The organism is Flavobacterium galactosi, from assembly GCF_048158585.1.
Lineage (GTDB): Bacteria > Bacteroidota > Bacteroidia > Flavobacteriales > Flavobacteriaceae > Flavobacterium > Flavobacterium galactosi.
This window is the reverse complement of record NZ_JBLNKV010000003.1, coordinates 502,768-525,289: the sequence shown is the minus strand read 5'-3', so window position 1 is coordinate 525,289 and position 22,522 is coordinate 502,768. Positions and strand designations below refer to the sequence as shown.

Here is a 22,522-nt window from a genome sequence, read left to right as displayed (position 1 = left end):
GATAAATAAAGGGTAATATTTTAATTATATTTGAATACTAATTAACAGATGAAAAAGAGTAGTTTTTAATAAAAAATGGAGGTGGTCATTTTGCTCCGGAATTAGGTGGTCATTTTGAATTGGAATCAGGTGGTCACTTTAAATTGGAATCAGGTGGTCAATATCACTGGAATTTGCACCTGTTTTTATATCCCAGTATTCACTTGATGTTTTTGCTAGTGTTGTTCTTTTGGTTATCAGTTTTTCTATGTAATCGGATATGGCAATATCTGATTCTGATTTTTGGACTCTACCGAGTTTTTCAAATACTAATCTTTTCAACTCATCGGGAGTAGGGTTGTTGTCATTTGAATTTCTGTAAATTGATAATTGGTCATAAGTGATTTTCTCAATTTTATCCAAAACATTGTTTAAGTCTTTACCGTATTTTTTAACAAAAAGTGTGTTTGCTCTATAAGTTGGTTTGTCTGTCCAATATTCTTTTTCGATGCTCCATTTTGTTGAAATCCTGAAAGCGGGATATGTAAAATTGTTTGTTATTGCGTTGTATTTTTTATAACCGTATTTTAGATTAAAGAAAATTAAATGTTCGTTTTTTTGATTTGATTTCGATTCTAAATTGAAAAAATGAGTAGGTTGTTTCATATAGGTTTAAAATTTCACGTAGTAAATAGCGTAGCAAAAGTATGCTATTCTTTGATGTTTTGCAAGGTTTTTTGCGGTGTTGTAAAAACCATGTGCTTTAAAAGGTCTATATTTTACAGGTGTTTGAGGGGTGTTTTGGTTTTATGAGGTGTTCGAGGTCTATTCCTTGTAGACCAACGTAAAGCCTCTCAATTTTTTGAGAGGCTTTTTTTATTTGGAAATTTTTGAATTCTAAGAAGTACTTTTAAAATTTAATTTGAGTTTGATTTTTGTAACTGAAAATTAAATTTTAAAAGTAATCACGGGTTTAATGGCGTGGTTTACTAAGTCCTCACTGATGCTTCTGTTAAAAAAATGCGCTAATCCGGTCCTGCCATGTGTGCAGAGTCCTATTAAATCAGCATTGATTGAATTTGAAAAATTGAGTATTCCGTTTTCTACATTGGCATCATTAAAAATATGTAAAGAGTAGTTTTGAATATCAAAATCAGCAATAAATTCATGCATTAATTTTTCACCTGTTAAGGTAGTTTTGAAGCTATTGGGGGTGCAAATCATTACTAAAAATAGATTTGCATCAAAGATTTTAATAAATTCAATCATTTTTTTGAAAGGTTTTTTTATTTCATTCGAAAAATCTGAAGCGAAAACGAAATTTTTACCTTCAAATTTGCCGATATCTTTTTTGATAACTAAAACTGGGGTGTCAGAAAGGCGTACTACTTTTTCGGTATTGGAGCCAATGAGTAATTCTTCAATTCCGGAAGATCCATGTGAGCCCATGACAATTAAATCAATTTTATTTTTTTTGCTAAAAGCTAAAATGCCATTGGACGCTCTTTCAAAGTGTACTGTTTCAGTGACTGAAATTCCATTTAAATAGGGGCGTTCTTTGATTTTTTGGAACGTTTCGTTTGCTTTTTTTATAAATAACATTACTTCTGGAATCCCACTTCCTCCAGAAATGGCATCGCTCATTTGGCTTGGTAACTCCAGCATGTGGAGTAAGAATATTTCACAATTAATTTTTTTGGCAATTTGTGCAGCTATTTTTAATGCGTCTTCAGCATGTTCTGAAAAATCGGTTGGTACTAAAATTCGTTTCATAATTAAAAAGTTTAAATTATGCGAAAACAGGTATTTTAATGCTCCATTAAAGATAAGAAATATTTTAACAGCAGCCGATTATTTTAATTAATAAAAAAAACACTATATTTGCACCGTTATTTATTAAAATCTAGATAATGAGGGGACTAAATGTCCCCTCTTTTTATAAAAATATGACATTTAAAGAAAAAGTAAATACGTTATTGACAGAATGCCTTTTAGAAAAGCCATCAATTTTTTTGATAGACCTTACTATCACAGATGCTTTTAAGGTTATTGTGAATTTGGATGGTGATAGCGGAGTAGCGCTTCAGGATTGCATCGATGTGAGTCGTTTTATAGATAATAACTTGGATCGTGAGGAGCAGGATTACTCTTTAGAAGTAGCATCTGTAGGGGTTGGGTCGCCATTGAAATTAGTAAGGCAATACAAGAAAAATATTGGGCGCGCATTGATTGTAAAGACTGGGACAGAAATAATTGAAGCAGAATTAGTGGAAGCTAATGATGATTTTGTAATTTTGTCGTGGAAAGCAAGAGAGCCTAAAAAGATTGGAAAAGGAAAAGAGACAGTTCAGAAAGAACTAAAACTGTCTTACGCAGATATAAAAGAAGCAATTGTTACAGTAACATTTTAATTAAAGAATTCGCATGGAAAATTTAGCATTAATCGATTCATTCTCAGAGTTTAAAGATGATAAACTTATTGATCGTGTAACGCTTATGGCAATTTTGGAAGATGTATTTAGAAATGCATTGAAGAAAAAATACGGTTCAGATGATAATTTCGATATTATTATAAATCCTGACAAAGGAGATATGGAAATTTGGAGAAGAAGAGTAATCGTTGCTGACGAGGATTTGGATTTTGAAAATGAAGAAATTACTTTGACAGAAGCAAGAAAAATTGAAGCCGATTTTGAAATTGGTGAAGAAGTTTCTGAAGAAGTGAAATTAATTGATTTAGGAAGAAGAGCTATTTTGGCCTTGCGTCAAAACTTAATATCAAAAATTCATGAGCATGATAATACCAATCTTTATAAACAATTTAAAGATCTAATTGGAGATATTTACACGGCTGAAGTACATCATGTACGTCCTAGAGTTGTGATTTTGGTTGATGATGAAGGGAATGAAATAATTTTGCCAAAAGAAAAACAAATACCTTCTGATTTTTTCCGCAAGGGAGATAATGTAAGAGGAATCATCGAAAGCGTTGAATTAAAAGGAAATAAACCTCAAATTATTATGTCTAGAACTTCTGAGAAGTTTTTGGAAAAATTATTTGAACAAGAAATTCCTGAAGTATTTGATGGATTAATTATGGTAAAAAAAGTGGTAAGAATTCCAGGCGAAAAAGCAAAAGTAGCCGTAGATTCTTATGATGATAGAATTGATCCTGTAGGAGCTTGTGTCGGTATGAAAGGTTCCCGTATTCATGGAATTGTGCGTGAATTAGGAAATGAAAATATTGACGTAATCAATTACACCAGTAACATTCAATTGTTTATAACCAGAGCATTGAGCCCTGCTAAAGTTTCTTCGATCAAAATTAATGAAGATACTAAAAGAGCAGAGGTTTTCTTGAAACTTGAAGAAGTTTCTAAAGCAATTGGTCGTGGTGGACACAATATTAAATTAGCTGGTTTATTAACTGGTTATGAATTAGATGTTATCCGTGAAGGTGATGTTGCAGGTGCAACTGCTGATGAGGATGATGTTGAATTGACTGAGTTTTCAGATGAAATTGAAGACTGGGTTATTGAGGAATTTGCAAAAATTGGTTTAGATACTGCAAAAAGTATTTTAAAACAAGATGTAGAAGATTTAGTAAGAAGAACAGACCTAGAAGAGGAAACGATTCTAGATGTAATGAGAATATTGAAAGAAGAATTTGACAGTTAGTCAATGTGTCTTCAACGATAAACATGCCACTTTACAATTAATTCTTACTCGGTAGGTATCGAGTTAGGAGTGAAGTGAGGAATAACAAAAAAGGTAATAATAAAAAGGTTTTATGTCTGAAGAGAGAATTATTAGAATAAACAAAGTTTTAAGGGAATTGAATATTTCTTTAGAAAGAGCTGTGGATTATCTAAAAGATAAAGGGATTGCTATTGAAGCAAATCCAAACACAAAAATTTCTGATGATGTATACAATGTCTTGTGCGGTCAGTTTGCTGGTGACAAAGGGAATAAGGAGGCTTCAAAAGAAGTAGGGGAAGAGAAAAGAAAAGAAAAAGAAGCTTTACGTGTGGAGCGAGAAAAAGAAATTGAAGACAAGCGTAAGCAAGATGAAGAACGACTAAAACAACAAGAAGTTATAAAAGCGAGAGCTGTTGTGACGGGTCCGGTTCAGGTTGGGAAAATTGATCTCAATCCTAAAAGACCAGCAGTTGTTCCTGCTCCTGTTAAGGTTGTAGAAAAAATCGAAACTCCTGTAGTTAAAGCTCCAGCTCCAGTTGAAAAACCTGCTGTTGTTGAAACTGTTCAAAAAGAACCAGTTCAAAAAGAACTTTCAGAAGATAAACCTGTTTTAGACAAAAAAGAAGTTAAACCTATTGTTGGAATAAAAGAAGTTAAGAAAGAACCCGTAAAAGAGGTTATTGCTGAACCGATAAAAGTTGCTTCCGTTGAAGAGGGGCCTGTTGATGAGACTATAACGACTCAATATCAAAAATTATCAGGAACTACTTTAACAGGTCAAATAATTGATTTATCTCAATTTAATAAACCTAAGAAGAAAAAAGAAGAGCCTAAAATTACTCCAAATAAACCCGGTGCGCCTGGAGCTGTAGGAGCTAATAATGCCAATAAAAATAAACGCAAAAGAATTGCTCCAAAACCAGGTGCTCCTAGACCACCTGCTGTTCCCGGAGCTCCAAATCCAAATAAAATCACCCCAAATGCTGGCGGTGGTGGTGGATTCAACGCTAATAGAAGTGCCAGACCTGGTTTTGTAAAAGGAAACAGACCTGCAATTGTTGCAAAAGTTGAGCCTACGGAAGAGGAAGTTAAAAATCAAATTAGAGAGACTTTAGAAAAACTACAAGGAAAAGGTGGGAAATCTAAAGCGGCTAAATATAGAAGAGATAAAAGAGATACACACCGTCAGAAATCTGATGATGAGCAAAGAGCTATTGATGAAGGAAGTAAAACTATTAAAGTTACTGAATTTGTTACTGTAGGTGAAATTGCCATTATGATGGATGTGCCAATTACTAAAGTTATTGGTACTTGTATGTCACTTGGAATCATGGTTACCATGAATCAACGTCTAGATGCAGAAACATTGACTATTGTGGCTGATGAGTTTGGTTATGAAGTGGAGTTTATTACTGTTGATATCGAAGAAGCAATTCAAGTTGTTGCTGATAAAGAAGAAGATCTAGTTTTCAGAGCGCCTATCGTTACTGTAATGGGTCACGTCGATCACGGTAAAACATCTTTACTGGATTACATTCGTAAAGAAAATGTTATTGCTGGTGAGTCAGGTGGAATTACACAACATATCGGTGCCTACGGAGTAACATTAGATAACGGTCAAAAAATTGCATTTTTAGATACACCAGGACACGAAGCTTTTACAGCGATGCGTGCCCGTGGAGCTCAAGTTACGGATATCGCTATTATTGTAATTGCAGCTGATGATGACATCATGCCGCAAACAAAAGAAGCGATTAGCCATGCTCAAGCAGCAGGTGTTCCAATTATTTTTGCTATCAATAAAGTTGATAAACCAAATGCTAATCCTGAAAAAATCAAAGAAAAATTAGCAGGTATGAATTTACTTGTTGAGGATTGGGGTGGAAAAATTCAATCTCATGATATTTCTGCAAAAACAGGAACAGGAGTTAAAGAATTATTAGAAAAAGTATTGTTAGAAGCAGAACTTTTAGATTTAAAATCTAATCCAAATAAAGCGGCTTCTGGAACTGTTGTTGAAGCTTTCCTTGATAAAGGAAAAGGATATGTTTCTACTATATTAGTACAACATGGAACTTTAAAAATTGGAGATTATATGTTGGCTGGGAAGCATCATGGTAAGATTAAAGCCATGCATGATGAACGAGGAAATATCGTTACTGTTGCGGGTCCTTCGACTCCGGTATCTGTTCTTGGTTTAGATGGTGCAGCTACTGCGGGTGATAAGTTCAATATTTTTGAAGATGAAAAAGAAGCGAAACAAATTGCTTCAAAACGTTCTCAATTAATGCGTGAACAATCCGTACGTACACAAAGACATATTACATTAGATGAAATTGGTCGTAGAATTGCATTGGGTCAATTTAAAGAATTGAACATTATCCTTAAAGGAGATGTTGATGGTTCTGTTGAAGCCTTGTCAGATTCGTTCTCTAAATTATCTACGGAAGAAATTCAAATTAATATCATACATAAAGGTGTTGGAGCAATTACAGAAACTGACGTTATGTTGGCTTCAGCTTCGGATGCAATTATCATCGGATTTAATGTTCGCCCTGCTGGAAATGCTAGACAATTAGCAGACAAAGAAGAAATTGATATCCGTTACTATTCTATTATCTACGCTGCTATCGATGACTTGAAAGATGCGATGGAAGGAATGCTTGCTCCGGAAATGAAAGAAGAAATTCTGGGTACTGCAGAGATTAGAGAGATATTCAAAATCTCTAAAGTTGGTTCTATTGCGGGAAGTATGGTTATGGATGGTAAAATCGTTAAAAACGCCAAAATGAGAATCATCAGAGATGGTGTGGTTGTCTTTACTGGAGAGTTATTAGCGTTGAAACGATTTAAAGATGATGTAAGAGACGTTGCTAAAGGATACGATTGTGGTATTCAAGTGAAAGGATACAATGATATCGAAGAAAGAGATGTTATTGAATCGTACCATGAAGTAGCTATCAAAAAGAAATTGAAATAGTATTTACCAAATTAGCTTTTGATATAAAATCCCGATTCGTCGGGATTTTTTTTTATTTTAGGTTGAACGGTATTTGTGTTATTATAAGACTATATTTACAAGTATAAGTACAACGGAAAAGAGCTGCAAGACGAGCTGGGGCTCGGGGTTTACGACTATGGCGCGAGAAATTATGACCCTGCTTTAGGACGGTGGATGAATATTGACCCGTTGGCTGAACAAATGAGAAGATTTAGTCCTTATAATTATGCTTTTGATAATCCTGTTCGTTTTATTGACCCTGATGGAATGGCTCCCACAGACACAATATTTTTGACGCGAAATAAAGATAATTCGGTTAAAGACCAGCTCCAATATAGAAATGGTAACTTTTATCACGATGGAGGTAAAGGTGAAAGATATAATCCAAAAGAAGGAAATGTTGTATTGAACAAGGTTTTGAAAGCTTATCGAACTATAGAAAAATCAAATGATAAAATACTTAAAAACCAATTGCATACTTTAGAAAAAAGTGACAAAACACATTATGTAGAGAAAAGTCCAAATGGAGAAAATGCTGTCTCCACTTTATAGCGTGATAATTCTTATTTTGGTAAACCTGCAAGTACGCAAACTGAATATGATTTTGACGTAAAATATGAAGGAGGAAAAAGTGATTTAGGAGTAGTTGCTCACGAAATGAGACATCAATTTGATCACGATATTGGGAATATGCAAGATAGATCAGATAATGATAACGCAAGTGATCCTGAGGAGATTAGGGCAGTTTATAATGAGAATCTTGCTCGTAAAATAGAAGGTAAAGAACCATTATCATCATATGGAGGAGAAAAGATCGATCCTAAAAAATTAGCTAATCCACCAAACAATAAACAATCCAAATAATGAAACAAAATAAATTTAAGTTACTAGTTATCATTTTTCCATTTTTACTTTGCGCTTGCAGTAAAGAATTAAAAAATGATAAAAAATTTATTGAGAACTTATCAAATGATGTAGACTTTGATTTACCACTATATAATAAATCCTTGAAGGTTTTCATTAATAAAGACGATACTATATATGCAACTAGTCTAAGAGAATTGCATTTTATTAAGGATAAAAATTATAAAGATTATAAAGATTTTGATAGCTTTCTAATTAATGCCATAAATGATAATTTATTATCAAAATCAGATTTAATTAAAAACTCTGAATTTAATTTTGTGTTAGATAAAACCGTAATGGAAGATTACAGTAATAATGGGCTAAATTACTTGATAAATAAATATTGCGAGAAGAGTGATTCTAAAAATAAATATTATATACTAAGCAATTTAAGTTTTAACATTAAACAAAGTCTGATGTATTTCTTTTTTAAAAATAATTATTATGTGATGCATAATGATCATTCAGGAAAATATGTTTTAATTAGTAAAAATTTATAATAGCCCAGCTGGCGCAAGCGTTTCGCTCGTGAACACAAGCAAAATCACACTGGCGCTCGTTTGTCCACCTTCTCTGGTGCTTGACTGCGTCGAGTATTAACTTTAATTAGAATACAAATCGTAGCGTTTGCAACGCGGTTAAAACAAATAAAGCCACTTCTTTACAGAGTGGCTTTATTATGTAAAAAAAAAGTAATTATTTGATTTTATATATCTACCCTTTACTTGGTTTTATCAAGAGTACATTTTTGTGTTTTTTTCTAATGTCAATTAGATTTCGTTCTGCTTCAATGCGAGTTTTAAAATTCCCTACCCAAACCTTATAATTGGGAGTATTGAATACAATTGTTCCGTCAATATCACTAAATTCTTGTTTAAATTCATTTAACGTGTTTTTTGCTTTTTCGCTGTCGCCACTAAAAATTTGAACTTTATACCATTCGTTTGCAGCGTTCAAAACGTTTGTTTTTCTTTTCTCATTTAGCAATTGTTCGAATTTAGGGTCTTGACTTACCGTGATATTTCGATCTTGTGCATTAATATAATTTGAGGTAAGGGACAATGTGACGGCGTAAAAAAAGGCTTTTCGGGGTGTTAAAATTCTCATAATGTGATAGTTTTTGTGCAAAAGTACTATTTATAGAATGAAACGAAATAATAAATATTATTTAGAATTAATATAAATTGAATTTAAGACTATTTTAAGGTTTTGAGAATAGTTCTTAAGTCGTATTTTTGTCCAAGTTTTAAAAAATGTACTGTTTTTTTCTAAAAATATTAATAGAAAAAACCGTACCAATTTTAGTAGATAATCATTTATAATATGAAAAAGGTGGGTAACCATAATTCGATCTCAAGGAAATTATATCTAGGCTTAGGGCTAATGTTGATTTTCTCCCTAAATTCATTTGCGCAAACTGCAGTTCCTGCAGTCGCTCCGGCTGCGACGCCTCCTGCGGCTGTTGCGACCCAAGGTGGTGATGCTGCAAAAGGAAAAGAGCTTTTTAATGCGAATTGCGCTGCATGTCATAAGCTAGATGCGAAAGCAACTGGTCCTATGTTAAGAGGTATTTCTGCAAAACATGACATGGCTTGGATTTACAAGTGGGTTCATAACAGTTCTGATATGATTAAATCAGGAGATGCAGCTGCTGTAAAAGTTTTTGAAGAAAACAATAAATCAGTAATGACGGCTTTTCCTCAATTGACGGAAGCAGATATTAATGATATTATTGCTTACACATCAGAGCCAAAAGCGGAAGCTCCGGTTGCTGCGGGTACTGCTTCAGTTCCAGGTACTGGGGGTAATGATAGTAGTATTTCTAATAATGTTATACTTGGCGCTCTTGCTTTAGTGATGGTTATGTTGGTTGTAATGTTGTTTTTGGTAAACAATGTTCTGACTAAGGTGGCTAAGGCTAATGGAATTGAAGTTGCTCCAAAAACACCAACTACTCCAATTTGGAAAGCGTTTGCAAGAAATCAATTTTTGGTATTGGTAACGTCTATATTCTTACTATTGTCGGGTGCTTATTTTGTGTATGGTTTCTTAATGCAAGTAGGTGTTGATCAAGATTACGAACCAATTCAGCCAATTCATTATTCTCATAGAATACATGCCGGTAGTAATGGAATTAGCTGTAAGTATTGTCACTCTTCGGCTAGAGTAAGCAAGAATGCTGGTATACCATCTTTGAATGTTTGTATGAATTGCCATAAAAACATTTCTGAAGTGTCTGATACTACTGCTACTCCAGATCACTCTAAGGCATTCTATGACGGAGAAATCCAAAAATTATATACTGCTGTTGGTTGGGATCAAGCAACTCAAAAATATACTGGCAAAACTCAGCCGGTTAAATGGGTTCGCATACACAATCTTCCTGATTTTGTTTACTTTAATCACTCACAACACGTTACGGTGGCTGGTATTGAATGTCAAACTTGTCACGGTCCAGTTCAGACTTATGAGGTTCAAAAACAATTTGCTCCGTTGACTATGGGTTGGTGTATTAATTGTCATAGAAAAACCGAAGTGAAAATGGAAGGGAATGATTATTATACAAAAATTCATGAAGAGCTTTCTAAGAAATACGGTGTAGACAAATTGACTGCAGCGCAAATGGGCGGTTTAGAATGTGGTAAATGCCATTATTAATCAAATTATTAAGATTTTAATATTTATATATGTCATCAAACAAAAAATACTGGAAAAGTGTTGAAGAGCTAGACGAAAATAGTTCTATTGTTGAGGCGCTTAGAAATAACGAATTTGTTGAAGAAATTCCTACGGATGAATTTTTAGGAAATAGTGATGCTTTATCATCTTCATCAACAACACGTCGCGATTTTTTAAAGTACGTTGGGTTTAGTACTGCAGCAGCTACGCTTGCAGCTTGCGAAGGTCCTGTGAATAAGTCGATACCTTATGTGCTTCAGCCAGAACAAATCATTCCTGGAGTTGCGGATTATTATGCGACCTCAGTTTTTGATGGTTTCGATTTTGCAAATCTTTTGATAAAAACACGTGAAGGGCGTCCTATTAAAATAGATAATAATACTATTGCGGGGGCAAAATTTTCTGCTAATGCTAGAATTCACGCGTCAATATTGTCACTATATGACAGTATGCGTTTGAAAGAGCCAAAAATTGAAGGTAAAAATTCAACTTGGTCTGCTGTTGAGTCTAAAATAAAGTCAAGTTTAGCTGATGCAAAAGCTAAAGGCGGTCAAATTGTTCTTTTAACAAATACATTGGCAAGTCCATCAACTGAAAAGTTGATTGCTGAATTTATTGGTAATAACCCAAATGCTAAACATGTAGTTTATGATGCTGTGTCTTCATCGGAAGCTTTAGATGCTTTTGAAGCGGTATATGGTGAAAGAGCTTTGGTTGATTACGATTTCTCAAAAGCTTCTTTAATAGTATCTGTTGGTGCGGATTTCCTTGGAGATTGGCAAGGTGGAAGTTATGATTCAGGTTATGCTCAAGGCAGAATTCCAAAAAACGGAAAAATGTCTCGTCATTTTCAACTGGAATCAAACATGACTTTATCTGGTGCTGCTGCTGATAGACGTTTGGCTATGTCTACTGCAAATCAAAAACAAGCATTAGTTCATATATATAATGTAATAACTGGTTCTTCTGTAGCAGTTAGTTTAGATGATAAATTTAAATCTGAAGTTAATAGAGCTGCTCAGCAATTAAAGGCTGCTGGTTCAAAAGGAGTTTTAGTTTCAGGTATTCAAGATAAAAATGCTCAATTATTAGTTTTGGCGATCAATCAAGTATTGGCAAGTGAAGCTTTTAATACTTCAGGAACAAGACAAATAAGAAAAGGATCAAACGAAAAAGTTACTCAATTAGTTAATGAAATGAAAGCAGGAAGCATTCATACTTTGATTATGAGTGGTGTTAATCCTGTTTATACTTTAGCAGATAGTAAAACATTTGTTGAAGGTTTGAAAAAAGTTAAAACTTCAGTTGCTTTTTCTTTAAAAGAGGATGAAACTGCTTTGCTTACTACAATCGCTGCTCCAGCTCCACATTATTTAGAGTCATGGGGTGATTTAAGTTTGACAAAAGGGACTTATAGTATTACTCAGCCAACGATTCGTCCATTATTTGATACCAAGCAATTTCAAGACGTTTTATTGTCTTTGAATGGTGCTAGTGGAACTTTTTACGATTATTTAAAAGGAAATGCCTCAGGAATTGTTTCAGGTTCTACTTGGAATAAAGTGTTGCATGATGGTGTTTTTGTTGGAGCTATTCCAGCATCTTCGGCATCTTCAGCTGATTATAGTGCTGCAGCTAATGCTTTGGCTCGATCAAAAGCTTCTGAAGGATTTGAATTGGTTTTGTATACAAAAACTGGATTGGGTGATGGTCAACAAGCGAACAACCCTTGGTTGCAAGAATTGCCAGATCCAATGACAAGAGTTTCTTGGGATAATTATCTTACCGTTTCAAATGCTGATGCTAAGAAATATGCTTTGTCTAATGAAATTGTTGCTAATGGTGGTTTGAATGGTAGTTATGCTACAATTACAACGGCTGATGGTTTAAAATTAGAAAATGTGCCGGTAATAGTTCAGCCAGGTCAAGCTGTAGGAACTATTGGTTTAGCTTTAGGTTATGGTCGTAAAGCGGCTTTGAAAGAAGAAATGCAAGTAGGTTTAAATGCTTACCCATTATATAAAGGTTTTAATGATGTTCAATCGGTAACATTGGTTAAAGCTGCCGGAGAACACGAATTTGCTTGTGTTCAGGGTCAGAAAACATTGATGGGAAGAGGGGATATTATTAAAGAAACCTCTTTGGAAATTTTCAATACTAAAGATGCTGAGTTCTGGAATGAACAACCGATGGTGTCTTTGGATCACAAGGAAGTTGAGGCTACAAAAGTAGATTTATGGGATTCATTTGATCGTTCTACCGGACATCACTTCAATCTTTCTATCGATTTGAATGCTTGTACGGGTTGTGGTGCTTGTGTAATTGCTTGTCATGCTGAAAACAACGTTCCTGTTGTTGGTAAAGCTGAAATCAGAAGAAGTCGTGATATGCACTGGTTGCGTATCGACAGATATTATTCTTCTGAAAGTACATTTGCAGGCGATAATGAAAGAAAAGAAAATATTGCTGGTTTGTCAAGTTCATTATCTACATTTAATGAAATGGAAAAAGCAGGAGATAATCCTCAAGTTTCTTTCCAACCGGTAATGTGTCAACACTGTAATCATGCGCCTTGTGAAACTGTTTGTCCAGTTGCTGCAACATCTCATGGTCGTCAGGGACAAAATCAAATGGCTTATAACAGATGTGTTGGTACGCGTTACTGTGCGAATAACTGTCCCTATAAAGTGCGTCGTTTTAACTGGTTCTTGTATAACAAAAACAGTGAATTCGATTATCATATGAATGACGATTTAGGACGTATGGTATTAAATCCAGACGTAAATGTTCGTTCTCGTGGAGTTATGGAAAAATGTTCGATGTGTATTCAAATGACACAAGCAACAATTTTAAATGCAAAAAGAGAAGGAAGAGTAATCGTTGATGGTGAATTTCAAACAGCTTGTTCAAATGCTTGTTCTACTGGAGCAATGATTTTTGGAGATGTAAATGATAAAGAATCTAAAGTTACTAAACTGGCTGAAGACGAAAGAATGTATCATTTATTAGAGCATGTTGGAACAAAACCAAATGTGATTTATCATGTTAAAGTTAGAAATACCTAGTACAAAAAATAATTAATTAAGAATCAATATAAAGGATTATGTCGTCTCACTACGAAGCAACCATTAGAAAACCCTTAGTTATAGGTGATAAATCTTATCACGATGTAACTGTAGATGTAGCTGCGCCTGTAGAAGGTAAAGCAAACAAACATTGGTGGATTGTATTTTCAATTGCATTAACCGCATTTCTTTGGGGAATGTGTTGTATCATTTACACTGTATCTACAGGTATTGGAACATGGGGATTAAATAAAACGGTAGGTTGGGCTTGGGATATCACTAACTTCGTTTGGTGGGTAGGTATCGGTCACGCAGGAACCTTAATTTCAGCTGTATTGTTACTTTTCCGTCAGCGATGGAGAATGGCTATTAACCGTTCAGCGGAAGCAATGACCATTTTTTCTGTAATTCAAGCAGGTTTATTTCCAATCATACACATGGGTCGTCCGTGGTTAGCCTATTGGGTTCTACCGATTCCGAATCAATTTGGTTCATTATGGGTGAATTTTAACTCTCCTTTGCTTTGGGATGTATTTGCAATTTCTACGTATCTTTCGGTTTCATTAGTTTTCTGGTGGACTGGTTTATTACCTGATTTTGCTATGTTGCGTGATAGAGCAATAACACCTTTTAACAAACGTGTGTATTCTATATTGAGTTTTGGATGGAGTGGTAGAGCAAAAGACTGGCAACGTTTCGAAGAAGTTTCTCTGGTTCTTGCAGGTTTGGCAACTCCTTTAGTACTTTCGGTACATACCATTGTATCAATGGACTTTGCTACCTCGGTAATTCCAGGTTGGCATACTACAATTTTCCCTCCTTATTTTGTTGCAGGAGCAGTTTTCTCCGGATTTGCAATGGTAAACACGTTGCTTATCATTATGAGAAAAGTTTCTAATCTTGAGGCTTACATTACTATTCAACATATAGAATTAATGAACATCGTAATTATGATTACGGGTTCTATTGTGGGTGTTGCGTATATCACTGAGCTTTTTATCGCTTGGTATTCAGGAGTTGAATATGAGCAATATGCATTCTTAAACAGAGCAACCGGACCTTACTGGTGGGCATATTGGTCGATGATGACTTGTAATGTTTTCTCTCCACAATTCATGTGGTTTAAAAAATTAAGAACAAGCATTATGTTTTCTTTTATTATTTCAATTGTAGTAAATATTGGAATGTGGTTCGAAAGATTTGTGATCATTGTAACTTCGTTGCACAGAGATTATTTACCGTCTTCTTGGACAATGTTCTCTCCTACATTTGTTGATATTGGAATTTTCATTGGAACCATAGGTTTCTTCTTTGTGTTATTTTTGCTTTATTCTAGAACATTCCCTGTTATAGCACAAGCGGAAGTAAAAACGATATTAAAAGGAACTGGAGATAATTACAAAAGAGAAAGAGAAGCAAATAAAGATTTACATCATGAGTAATAAAGTAATATACGCCATTTATAATGACGATGATATTTTGATGGATGCGGTTAAGAAAACCAGAGCAGCTCATCATCATATTGAAGAAGTTTTTTCTCCATTTCCTGTTCACGGTTTGGATAAAGCGATGGGGCTTGCTCCAACAAGATTAGCAATTTGTGCTTTCATATACGGTTTAATTGGTTTATCATTTGGAACTTGGATGATGAATTACATTATGATTCAAGATTGGCCTCAGGATATAGGTGGGAAACCAAGTTTTAGTTATATTCAAAACATGCCTTCTTTCGTTCCAATTATGTTTGAAGAAACAGTTTTCTTTGCAGCTCACTTAATGGTTATTACCTTTTATATGAGAAGTAAATTATGGCCTTTCAAACAAGCGGAGAATCCAGATGTGAGAACAACAGATGACCACTTTTTGATGGAAGTTGCTGTAAATGACAATGAAAGTGAATTAGTTTCTTTTTTCGAAAGTACAGGAGCAGTAGAAGTTAAAGTAATTGTAAAGAATTAATTGTCGATATGAAAAGTCTATATAAAATAACATGTGTAATTTGTATTACTATTTTAGTTTCGTCTTGCCATAATAATTCGAAGCCAAATTACCAATACATGCCTAATATGTATGAGCCTGTAAGTTATGAAACTTACGAAGAGTCAAGTGCATTCAAGAACGGTAAAGAAGGGCAACTTCCTCCTGCAGGAACTGTAAATAGAGGATTTGAGCCTTACGAATATGAAAATTCAACTGCCGGATATGATTTATCTAAATTAAATTTAAAATCGCCACTTGATTCTATATCAGTTAAGGATGAAGAGAAATCTAAAGAATTATTTGAAATTTATTGTGGTATTTGTCATGGTAATGCAGGTGATGGTAAAGGTAAATTAGTTACACAAGGAAAATTTCTTGGTGTACCAAGTTATAAAGATAGGGTGATAACTGAAGGAAGTGTTTTTCATGTTCAAACGTACGGTTTAAATTCAATGGGTTCTTATGCTAACCAGTTGAATCAACACGAACGTTGGTTAGTGGCATCTTATGTTTTAAAACTGAAAGCTAAATTATAATTGTTGAACAAACTGATCGTAATAGATATGTATACATTTTCAAGTAAATTAAAAACATTTTCTTTTGTCTTAATGGCTGTGGGCCTTTTAGGGATAGGATATGGTTTTTTAACTGCACCAAAAGATATTCAAGAAGTTGAAAAACTACTTGCTGCTGAAACTCATGAAGGTCATGGTGAAGCAAAGCATGAAGTTGCAACCGCAACTACTGAGGCTCATCATGAAGTTAGTAAGGATAGCGAAGTTAAAGAAGAGACAGAACATAAAGAACATTTAAGCCATGTTTTAAAGCAATTGCAAAATAAGCCTTGGGCTTCCTTGTATGTTGCTTGTATTTTCTTTATGCTTATCGCTATGGGAACTTTAGCTTTTTATGCCATACAGCAAGTTGCTCAAGCAGGATGGTCTCCAGTTTTGTTTAGAGTTATGCAAGGTATAACGGCATATTTGCCTGTTGGTTCCGTTATATTTTTTGTAATTCTTATCATTTGTGGTTTACACATTTTTCCTTCAAATAGTTTATTTATTTGGTTAGATCCTGAAGTAGTAGCCCATGATAAAATAATTGCTAATAAATCAGGGTATCTTAATTTCCCTTTTTGGATAGTAAGAGCTGCAATTTTCTTAGCAGGTTGGAATTTATATCGTTATTTTTCTGCCAAAAACTGTTTAGCGCAAGATCAAGCCAATGATGATCTTTGGTACAAAAAGAATTTTAATATATCAGCAGGATTTTTAGTTTTCTTCATTGTTACGGAGTCTATTATGTCATGGGATTGGATTATGTCTATCGATCCACACTGGTCCAGTACTTTATTTGGATGGTACGTTTTTGCTAGTTTCTTCGTAAGTGGAATTACTATGATTACAATGGTAACGTTGTATTTGAAGTCTAGAGGTTATTTAGAACATGTGAATACAAGTCATATTCATGATTTAGCTAAGTTCATGTTTGGAATCAGTGTATTCTGGACTTACTTATGGTTTTCACAGTTCATGTTGATTTGGTATGCTAATATTCCTGAAGAGATAACTTATTTTGTAACAAGAATACAACTATATAACCTTCCGTTTTTTGGTGCGGTAGTTATGAACTTCTTATTTCCAATATTGATTTTAGTTAATACTGACTTCAAAAGAATTACTTGGATTTTAGTTATGGCAGGTATAGTAATCTTATTAGGACATTACATTGATTTCTTTAATATGATTATGCCTGGAACGGTAGGGGATAGATGGTTTATTGGTGTGTCTGAAATTGCATCTGTTCTTTTCTTCCTTGGATTATTTATATATGTTGTTTTTACAGCATTAACTAAAGCTCCTTTGTTACCAAAAAGAAATCCATATATAGAAGAAAGTAAACATTTCCATTATTAATATTTAAAGAAAAAAACAGATGACAAGTTTGTTGGTAATTATAGTTTTAGTTTTATTAGCTGTTGCTTTATGGCAATTGACTAAAATATTCGACCTAACTCAAGTAGGATCAAATCCGGATAGTTCTCAAGTAGCTACGGACAATGATAATAATGTACAGGGTTATTTAATGTTCGGTTTCTTAGCTTTTATTTATATTTTTACGATCTACGGATTGTTTAAATGGGGTCCACTTGTGCTTCATACGCCAGCTTCAGAGCATGGTGGTCTTGTTGACAGTCTTATGAATATTACTTGGGTTTTGATATTTATTGTTCAAGCAATCACGCAAGTTTTGTTGCATTATTTTGCCTTTAAATACAGAGGTAAAAAAGATCAAAAAGCTTTGTACTTTGCTGATAATAATAAATTAGAAGCGATTTGGAGTGTTATTCCGGCAGTAGTTCTAGCAGGCTTAATTCTTTATGGTCTTTATGCTTGGACTAATATCATGTTTATTGATGATGAAGAGGATACCGTTGTAATTGAATTATATGCACAACAATTTAAATGGACTGCACGATATGCAGGAAATGATAATGTTTTGGGTAAAGCTAACGTTAGATATATTGAGGGTGTTAACACGCTTGGTGTTGATTTAGGGGATCCTTATTCTCAAGATGATATTGTTGTTTCCGAATTGCATATACCAAAAGGAAAAAAAATACATTTTAAAATGCGTTCTCAGGATGTTTTGCACTCTGCTTATATGCCTTATTTTAGAGCTCAAATGAATTGTGTTCCTGGAATGGTAACTGAATTCGTTTTTACTCCAATTTATACTACTGCGGAATATAGAGATCTACCTTTTATGATTGAAAAGGTTGCTAATATAAACAACATTAGATCTAAGAAAAGTATAGAGCTAGTAGCGAATGGAGAAACAGCTTTGGATCCTTACACTTTTGATTATTTGTTATTATGTAACAAAATTTGTGGAGCTTCACATTATAACATGCAAATGAAAGTTATAGTTGACACTCCTGAAGAGTATAAAAAATGGTTAAGTGATAAAGCAACTTTAGTAAAGGAAGTAAAAGCTTCTAAAACTCCAGCTCCTGTAGAAGGAGGAACTACAAAAGATTCTACTGGTGCCAAAGACACCGCAGCTATTGCTAAAATAGCTATGAAATAATTATTAAGAAAATTTAAAGTATACACATATGTCAGCAGAAGGTCACGATCACGGACACGATCACGAACACGAACATCACCATAAAGAAACTTTTATTACTAAATATATCTTTAGTATTGATCACAAAATGATTGCCAAACAATACTTGATAACAGGTATTATTATGGGAGTAATTGGTGTGGGTATGTCTATGCTTTTTAGAATGCAATTGGCATGGCCAGAACAATCATTCAAAATATTCAATATATTATTGGGTGATAAATTTGCTCCAGACGGAGTTATGGCAAATGATATTTATTTGGCATTAGTTACTATTCATGGAACAATAATGGTTTTCTTTGTTCTTACCGCCGGATTAAGCGGTACTTTTAGTAACCTGCTAATACCGCTTCAAATTGGTGCACGAGATATGGCATCAGGCTTTATGAATATGATCTCTTATTGGTTATTCTTTTTATCAAGTGTAATCATGATTAGTTCATTATTTGTAGAAGCTGGTCCGGCTTCAGCTGGTTGGACTATTTATCCACCTTTAAGTGCTCTTCCACAGGCTATTCCTGGATCTGGAATGGGTATGACACTTTGGTTGATTTCTATGGCTATATTTATTGCTTCTTCATTAATGGGATCTTTAAATTATGTTGTTACTGTAATCAATCTTAGAACTAAAGGGATGTCAATGACAAGATTGCCACTTACTATTTGGGCATTCTTTGTAACTGCAATTATTGGTATAGTTTCTTTCCCAGTTTTATTGTCAGCTGCTTTATTGTTGATTTTTGACAGAAGTTTTGGAACTTCATTCTTCTTATCTGATATTTATATTGCAGGTGAAGTTTTACATTATCAAGGTGGTTCTCCAGTTTTGTTTGAGCACTTATTTTGGTTCTTAGGACATCCTGAAGTTTATATTGTATTATTACCAGCTTTAGGAATCACATCTGAAGTTATTGCAACTAATTCTCGTAAACCAATTTTTGGTTATAGAGCGATGATTATGTCAATTTTGGCAATCGCATTCTTATCAACAATTGTTTGGGGTCATCATATGTTTATCTCGGGTATGAATCCATTTTTAGGATCTGTATTTACATTTACAACTTTGTTGATTGCGATTCCTTCTGCAGTAAAAGCGTTTAATTATATTACAACACTTTGGAAAGGAAATTTACAGTTGAACCCTGCGATGTTATTTTCAATTGGTTTAGTTTCTACTTTCATAACAGGTGGTTTAACAGGTATTATACTTGGAGATAGTACATTGGATATCAATGTTCACGATACCTATTTTGTTGTGGCTCACTTCCATTTAGTAATGGGTATTTCTGCTCTTTATGGTATGTTTGCCGGTATTTATCACTGGTTTCCAAAAATGTTTGGAAGAATGCTTAATAAAAACTTAGGTTATGTTCACTTTTGGGTAACTGCTATTTGTGCTTATGGTGTGTTTTTTCCAATGCACTTTATTGGATTAGCTGGTTTGCCAAGACGTTATTACACGAACACTAATTTTCCATTGTTTGACGACTTACAAAATGTAAATGTTCTTATTACTACTTTTGCATTAATTGGAGGAGCATTTCAATTGGTTTTCTTATATAACTTTTTCAGTAGTATTTTCTACGGTAAAAGAACAGTTCAAAATCCTTGGAAATCAAATACACTAGAGTGGACTGCACCCGTGGAACATATCCATGGTAACTGGCCAGGAGAAATTCCTGAAGTTCACCGTTGGCCGTATGATTACAGTAACCCTGCTCATGTTGAAGATTTTGTGCCTCAAAATGTTCCCATGAAAGAAGGTGAAGAAGTTTTACACCATTAATCGAAATATATATAGCCTCTGCGAAAGTAGAGGCTTTTTTATTTTAGAACGGTATGATAATTATCTATTTATTTTACAGTTGTTTTCATTAATAATTTGATAAAGTCTTCAAAGGGAATTCTGCCAAACTAAATACTTTCTTTATCTTTGTTAAATGAATGAAAATTTAGATCCAACAACAAACGGTTATAATGCAGAGGAGCTTGATCTTGAAAAAAAATTAAGACCGCTTTCATTTGATGATTTTGCAGGTCAAGACCAAATATTAGAAAATTTGAAAGTTTTTGTTCAAGCAGCAAATCAAAGAAATGAAGCACTTGATCACACCCTTTTTCATGGTCCTCCAGGTTTAGGAAAAACTACTTTGGCGAATATTCTTGCCAATGAGTTGCAAGTAGGCATAAAAATTACTTCAGGACCTGTTTTAGACAAACCGGGTGATTTAGCTGGCTTGTTGACCAATCTAGAAGAAAGGGATGTGTTATTCATTGACGAAATTCATCGTTTAAGTCCCATAGTTGAAGAATATTTGTATTCAGCAATGGAAGATTTCAAGATTGATATAATGATAGAATCTGGGCCAAATGCAAGAACTGTCCAAATTAATCTGAATCCATTTACTTTAATTGGTGCTACAACTCGTTCTGGTCTATTGACTGCACCCATGAGAGCCCGTTTTGGAATTTCATCACGTCTTCAATATTACACAACGGAGTTATTAACCACAATTGTGGAACGAAGCGCCGCTATTTTCAAAATGCCTATCACTATGGAAGCTGCAATCGAAATTGCAGGTAGAAGTAGAGGAACGCCCCGTATTGCCAATGCATTATTGCGTCGCGTTCGTGATTTTGCACAAATAAAAGGAAATGGCAAAATTGACATCGAAATTGCTCGTTATGCGCTGAAAGCTTTAAATGTTGATGCTCATGGATTAGATGAAATGGACAATAAAATTTTAACTACTATTATCGATAAGTTCAAAGGCGGACCTGTTGGTTTATCAACTTTGGCGACAGCCGTGTCCGAAAGTAGTGAAACAATCGAGGAAGTTTACGAACCGTTTCTTATTCAAGAAGGATTTATCATGAGAACCCCAAGGGGTAGAGAAGTTACTGACAAGGCCTATAAACATTTGGGTAAATTAAATACGAATATTCAAGGCGGATTGTTTTAATTTTGGGAGCTATTTACTTCGTCAGTTCGCTACCTTTTGTCCTGCTATTCGCTATATCTATCTCGTGAAAAACAAGATAGGATGCCACTTCAAACGAAGTTCACTGAACTTCCATAAAATATAGCTAAGTAAAGTAATCAGGGCTAGTTTGAATAAACTATTAATTTTTAACTTTTGCGTCATAATTCAAAAATCTAAATACACACAATTCATAAAATCCGAAGCTAAACGCCTCGGTTTTTTGGCTTGTGGTATCTCGAAAGCCCAGTTTTTAGAAGAGGAAGCTCCGCGCTTAGAAAATTGGTTAAATAAAAATAGAAATGGTGAAATGGCGTACATGGAAAATCATTTTGACAAACGTTTAAATCCAACGTTACTTGTTGATGACGCTAAAAGCGTAGTTTCTCTTTTATTAAATTATTATCCCGAGGAACTTCAAAATCCGGATTCTTATAAAATTTCAAAATATGCTTATGGACAAGATTATCATTTTGTCATTAAGGAAAAGCTTAAAGAATTTTTATTTTCGATTCAGTCAACAATTGGTGAAGTTTCTGGGCGTGCCTTTGTTGATTCAGCACCAGTTCTAGACAAGGCTTGGGCTGCCAAAAGTGGTTTGGGCTGGATTGGTAAAAACAGTAATTTACTGACTCAAAAAGTAGGTTCTTTTTACTTTATTGCCGAACTAATTATCGACTTAGATTTAGAGCATGATAATTCCACATCAGATCATTGCGGAACATGTACGGCTTGTATTGATGCTTGTCCAACGAAAGCGATTGTAGCACCGTATATTGTAGATGGGAGTAAATGTATTTCTTATTTTACAATAGAATTAAAAGAGAATATTCCTCAAGAGATGAAGGGGAAATTTGATGATTGGGCTTTTGGTTGTGATGTTTGTCAAGACGTTTGTCCGTGGAATAAGTTTTCAAAAGCTCATAAAGAACCTTTGTTTAAGCCAAATCCTGAATTGCTTTCCATGTCCAAAAAAGATTGGAAAGAAGTTACTGAAGAAACATTTAGAGTTGTGTTTAAAAATTCGCCTCTTAAAAGAGCAAAATTTCAGGGAATTAAACGGAACATTGATTTTTTAGAGTAATCTAATATTTTAGATCAGC

General features: G+C 34.1%; 18 protein-coding genes and 1 pseudogene. 16 read left to right on the top strand and 3 right to left on the bottom strand.

Annotated features, from left to right (window positions below):
* Positions 1-138: 138 nt before the first annotated feature.
* Entirely contained in the window at positions 139-645 is a 507-nt protein-coding gene (locus ACM55M_RS09005; RefSeq protein ID WP_416857253.1) for a hypothetical protein, read from the bottom strand.
* Between the two features lie 282 nt (positions 646-927).
* Positions 928-1,752, bottom strand: a complete 825-nt coding sequence (locus ACM55M_RS09000; protein ID WP_416857252.1) for a universal stress protein — start codon at positions 1,750-1,752, stop codon at positions 928-930.
* 173 nt (positions 1,753-1,925) lie between these two features.
* On the opposite strand from ACM55M_RS09000, the gene rimP reads away from it, so the two are divergent.
* The 6 genes and pseudogenes from rimP (at position 1,926) to ACM55M_RS08970 (ending at position 8,085) form a co-directional block, all read left to right on the top strand.
* The gene (gene rimP, locus ACM55M_RS08995; RefSeq protein ID WP_416857251.1) at positions 1,926-2,390 is read left to right on the top strand and encodes a ribosome assembly cofactor RimP; all 465 of its coding nucleotides are present in this window, start codon (positions 1,926-1,928) and stop codon (positions 2,388-2,390) included.
* Between the two features lie 13 nt (positions 2,391-2,403).
* The gene (gene nusA / locus ACM55M_RS08990; RefSeq protein WP_416842616.1) at positions 2,404-3,657 is read left to right on the top strand and encodes a transcription termination factor NusA; all 1,254 of its coding nucleotides are present in this window, start codon (positions 2,404-2,406) and stop codon (positions 3,655-3,657) included.
* A gap of 112 nt (positions 3,658-3,769) precedes the next feature.
* A complete protein-coding gene (gene infB / locus ACM55M_RS08985) occupies positions 3,770-6,658 on the top strand; it encodes a translation initiation factor IF-2 (RefSeq protein WP_416857250.1) in 2,889 nt (962 codons plus the stop codon).
* A 96-nt stretch (positions 6,659-6,754) separates the two neighbouring features.
* Positions 6,755-6,955, top strand: a pseudogene (locus ACM55M_RS08980) (RHS repeat domain-containing protein); the annotation flags it as partial.
* Between the two features lie 381 nt (positions 6,956-7,336).
* Complete coding sequence (locus ACM55M_RS08975; protein WP_416857249.1) at positions 7,337-7,543, top strand: hypothetical protein; 207 nt, start codon at positions 7,337-7,339, stop codon at positions 7,541-7,543.
* Positions 7,543-8,085, top strand: coding sequence for a hypothetical protein (locus tag ACM55M_RS08970; RefSeq protein WP_416857247.1), 543 nt, complete (start codon positions 7,543-7,545; stop codon positions 8,083-8,085). The genes ACM55M_RS08975 and ACM55M_RS08970 overlap by 1 nt, the downstream gene beginning before the upstream one ends.
* A gap of 214 nt (positions 8,086-8,299) precedes the next feature.
* Here the strand turns inward: ACM55M_RS08970 and ACM55M_RS08965 are convergent, their stop codons facing one another.
* Entirely contained in the window at positions 8,300-8,692 is a 393-nt protein-coding gene (locus tag ACM55M_RS08965; RefSeq protein ID WP_416857246.1) for an SPOR domain-containing protein, read from the bottom strand.
* Positions 8,693-8,908: 216 nt separating this feature from the next.
* Between ACM55M_RS08965 and ACM55M_RS08960 the strand changes: the two genes are divergently transcribed.
* From ACM55M_RS08960 to queG, 10 genes are all read left to right on the top strand, one after another.
* Positions 8,909-10,243 (top strand): c-type cytochrome, encoded by a 1,335-nt coding sequence (locus tag ACM55M_RS08960; RefSeq protein WP_416857245.1) that lies wholly within the window; start codon positions 8,909-8,911, stop codon positions 10,241-10,243.
* 29 nt (positions 10,244-10,272) lie between these two features.
* Entirely contained in the window at positions 10,273-13,329 is a 3,057-nt protein-coding gene (locus ACM55M_RS08955; RefSeq protein WP_416857244.1) for a TAT-variant-translocated molybdopterin oxidoreductase, read from the top strand.
* A 38-nt stretch (positions 13,330-13,367) separates the two neighbouring features.
* A complete protein-coding gene (gene nrfD / locus ACM55M_RS08950; RefSeq protein ID WP_416847726.1) occupies positions 13,368-14,771 on the top strand; it encodes an NrfD/PsrC family molybdoenzyme membrane anchor subunit in 1,404 nt (467 codons plus the stop codon).
* A complete protein-coding gene (locus ACM55M_RS08945; protein WP_416857242.1) occupies positions 14,764-15,288 on the top strand; it encodes a DUF3341 domain-containing protein in 525 nt (174 codons plus the stop codon). The genes nrfD and ACM55M_RS08945 overlap by 8 nt, the downstream gene beginning before the upstream one ends.
* An 8-nt stretch (positions 15,289-15,296) precedes the next feature.
* Positions 15,297-15,845: a c-type cytochrome gene (locus ACM55M_RS08940; RefSeq protein WP_416857240.1), complete on the top strand. Its 549-nt coding sequence runs from the start codon at positions 15,297-15,299 to the stop codon at positions 15,843-15,845.
* A 27-nt stretch (positions 15,846-15,872) separates the two neighbouring features.
* Positions 15,873-17,225 carry a quinol:cytochrome C oxidoreductase gene (locus tag ACM55M_RS08935; RefSeq protein ID WP_416857239.1) on the top strand — a complete coding sequence of 451 codons (1,353 nt, stop codon included), beginning with the start codon at positions 15,873-15,875 and terminating at the stop codon, positions 17,223-17,225.
* A gap of 19 nt (positions 17,226-17,244) precedes the next feature.
* Positions 17,245-18,399: a cytochrome c oxidase subunit II gene (locus tag ACM55M_RS08930; RefSeq protein ID WP_416857238.1), complete on the top strand. Its 1,155-nt coding sequence runs from the start codon at positions 17,245-17,247 to the stop codon at positions 18,397-18,399.
* Between the two features lie 28 nt (positions 18,400-18,427).
* Positions 18,428-20,224, top strand: coding sequence for a cytochrome c oxidase subunit I (locus tag ACM55M_RS08925; RefSeq protein WP_416857237.1), 1,797 nt, complete (start codon positions 18,428-18,430; stop codon positions 20,222-20,224).
* A 154-nt stretch (positions 20,225-20,378) separates the two neighbouring features.
* On the top strand, positions 20,379-21,401 hold the full coding sequence (gene ruvB, locus ACM55M_RS08920; protein WP_416857235.1) for a Holliday junction branch migration DNA helicase RuvB: 1,023 nt from the start codon (positions 20,379-20,381) through the stop codon (positions 21,399-21,401).
* A 181-nt stretch (positions 21,402-21,582) separates the two neighbouring features.
* Positions 21,583-22,503 carry a tRNA epoxyqueuosine(34) reductase QueG gene (gene queG, locus ACM55M_RS08915; RefSeq protein ID WP_416857262.1) on the top strand — a complete coding sequence of 307 codons (921 nt, stop codon included), beginning with the start codon at positions 21,583-21,585 and terminating at the stop codon, positions 22,501-22,503.
* The last annotated feature ends 19 nt before the right edge of the window (positions 22,504-22,522 follow it).

Excerpts from the sequence above, each read along its gene's own strand:
- ACM55M_RS09005 (WP_416857253.1), bottom strand. The coding sequence starts at position 645 with ATGAAACAACCTACTCATTTTTTCAATTTAGAATCGAAATCAAATCAA.
- ACM55M_RS09000 (WP_416857252.1), bottom strand. The coding sequence starts at position 1,752 with ATGAAACGAATTTTAGTACCAACCGATTTTTCAGAACATGCTGAAGAC.
- rimP (WP_416857251.1), top strand. The coding sequence starts at position 1,926 with ATGACATTTAAAGAAAAAGTAAATACGTTATTGACAGAATGCCTTTTA.
- nusA (WP_416842616.1), top strand. The coding sequence starts at position 2,404 with ATGGAAAATTTAGCATTAATCGATTCATTCTCAGAGTTTAAAGATGAT.
- infB (WP_416857250.1), top strand. The coding sequence starts at position 3,770 with ATGTCTGAAGAGAGAATTATTAGAATAAACAAAGTTTTAAGGGAATTG.
- ACM55M_RS08975 (WP_416857249.1), top strand. The coding sequence starts at position 7,337 with ATGAGACATCAATTTGATCACGATATTGGGAATATGCAAGATAGATCA.
- ACM55M_RS08970 (WP_416857247.1), top strand. The coding sequence starts at position 7,543 with ATGAAACAAAATAAATTTAAGTTACTAGTTATCATTTTTCCATTTTTA.
- ACM55M_RS08965 (WP_416857246.1), bottom strand. The coding sequence starts at position 8,692 with ATGAGAATTTTAACACCCCGAAAAGCCTTTTTTTACGCCGTCACATTG.
- ACM55M_RS08960 (WP_416857245.1), top strand. The coding sequence starts at position 8,909 with ATGAAAAAGGTGGGTAACCATAATTCGATCTCAAGGAAATTATATCTA.
- ACM55M_RS08955 (WP_416857244.1), top strand. The coding sequence starts at position 10,273 with ATGTCATCAAACAAAAAATACTGGAAAAGTGTTGAAGAGCTAGACGAA.
- nrfD (WP_416847726.1), top strand. The coding sequence starts at position 13,368 with ATGTCGTCTCACTACGAAGCAACCATTAGAAAACCCTTAGTTATAGGT.
- ACM55M_RS08945 (WP_416857242.1), top strand. The coding sequence starts at position 14,764 with ATGAGTAATAAAGTAATATACGCCATTTATAATGACGATGATATTTTG.
- ACM55M_RS08940 (WP_416857240.1), top strand. The coding sequence starts at position 15,297 with ATGAAAAGTCTATATAAAATAACATGTGTAATTTGTATTACTATTTTA.
- ACM55M_RS08935 (WP_416857239.1), top strand. The coding sequence starts at position 15,873 with ATGTATACATTTTCAAGTAAATTAAAAACATTTTCTTTTGTCTTAATG.
- ACM55M_RS08930 (WP_416857238.1), top strand. The coding sequence starts at position 17,245 with ATGACAAGTTTGTTGGTAATTATAGTTTTAGTTTTATTAGCTGTTGCT.
- ACM55M_RS08925 (WP_416857237.1), top strand. The coding sequence starts at position 18,428 with ATGTCAGCAGAAGGTCACGATCACGGACACGATCACGAACACGAACAT.
- ruvB (WP_416857235.1), top strand. The coding sequence starts at position 20,379 with ATGAATGAAAATTTAGATCCAACAACAAACGGTTATAATGCAGAGGAG.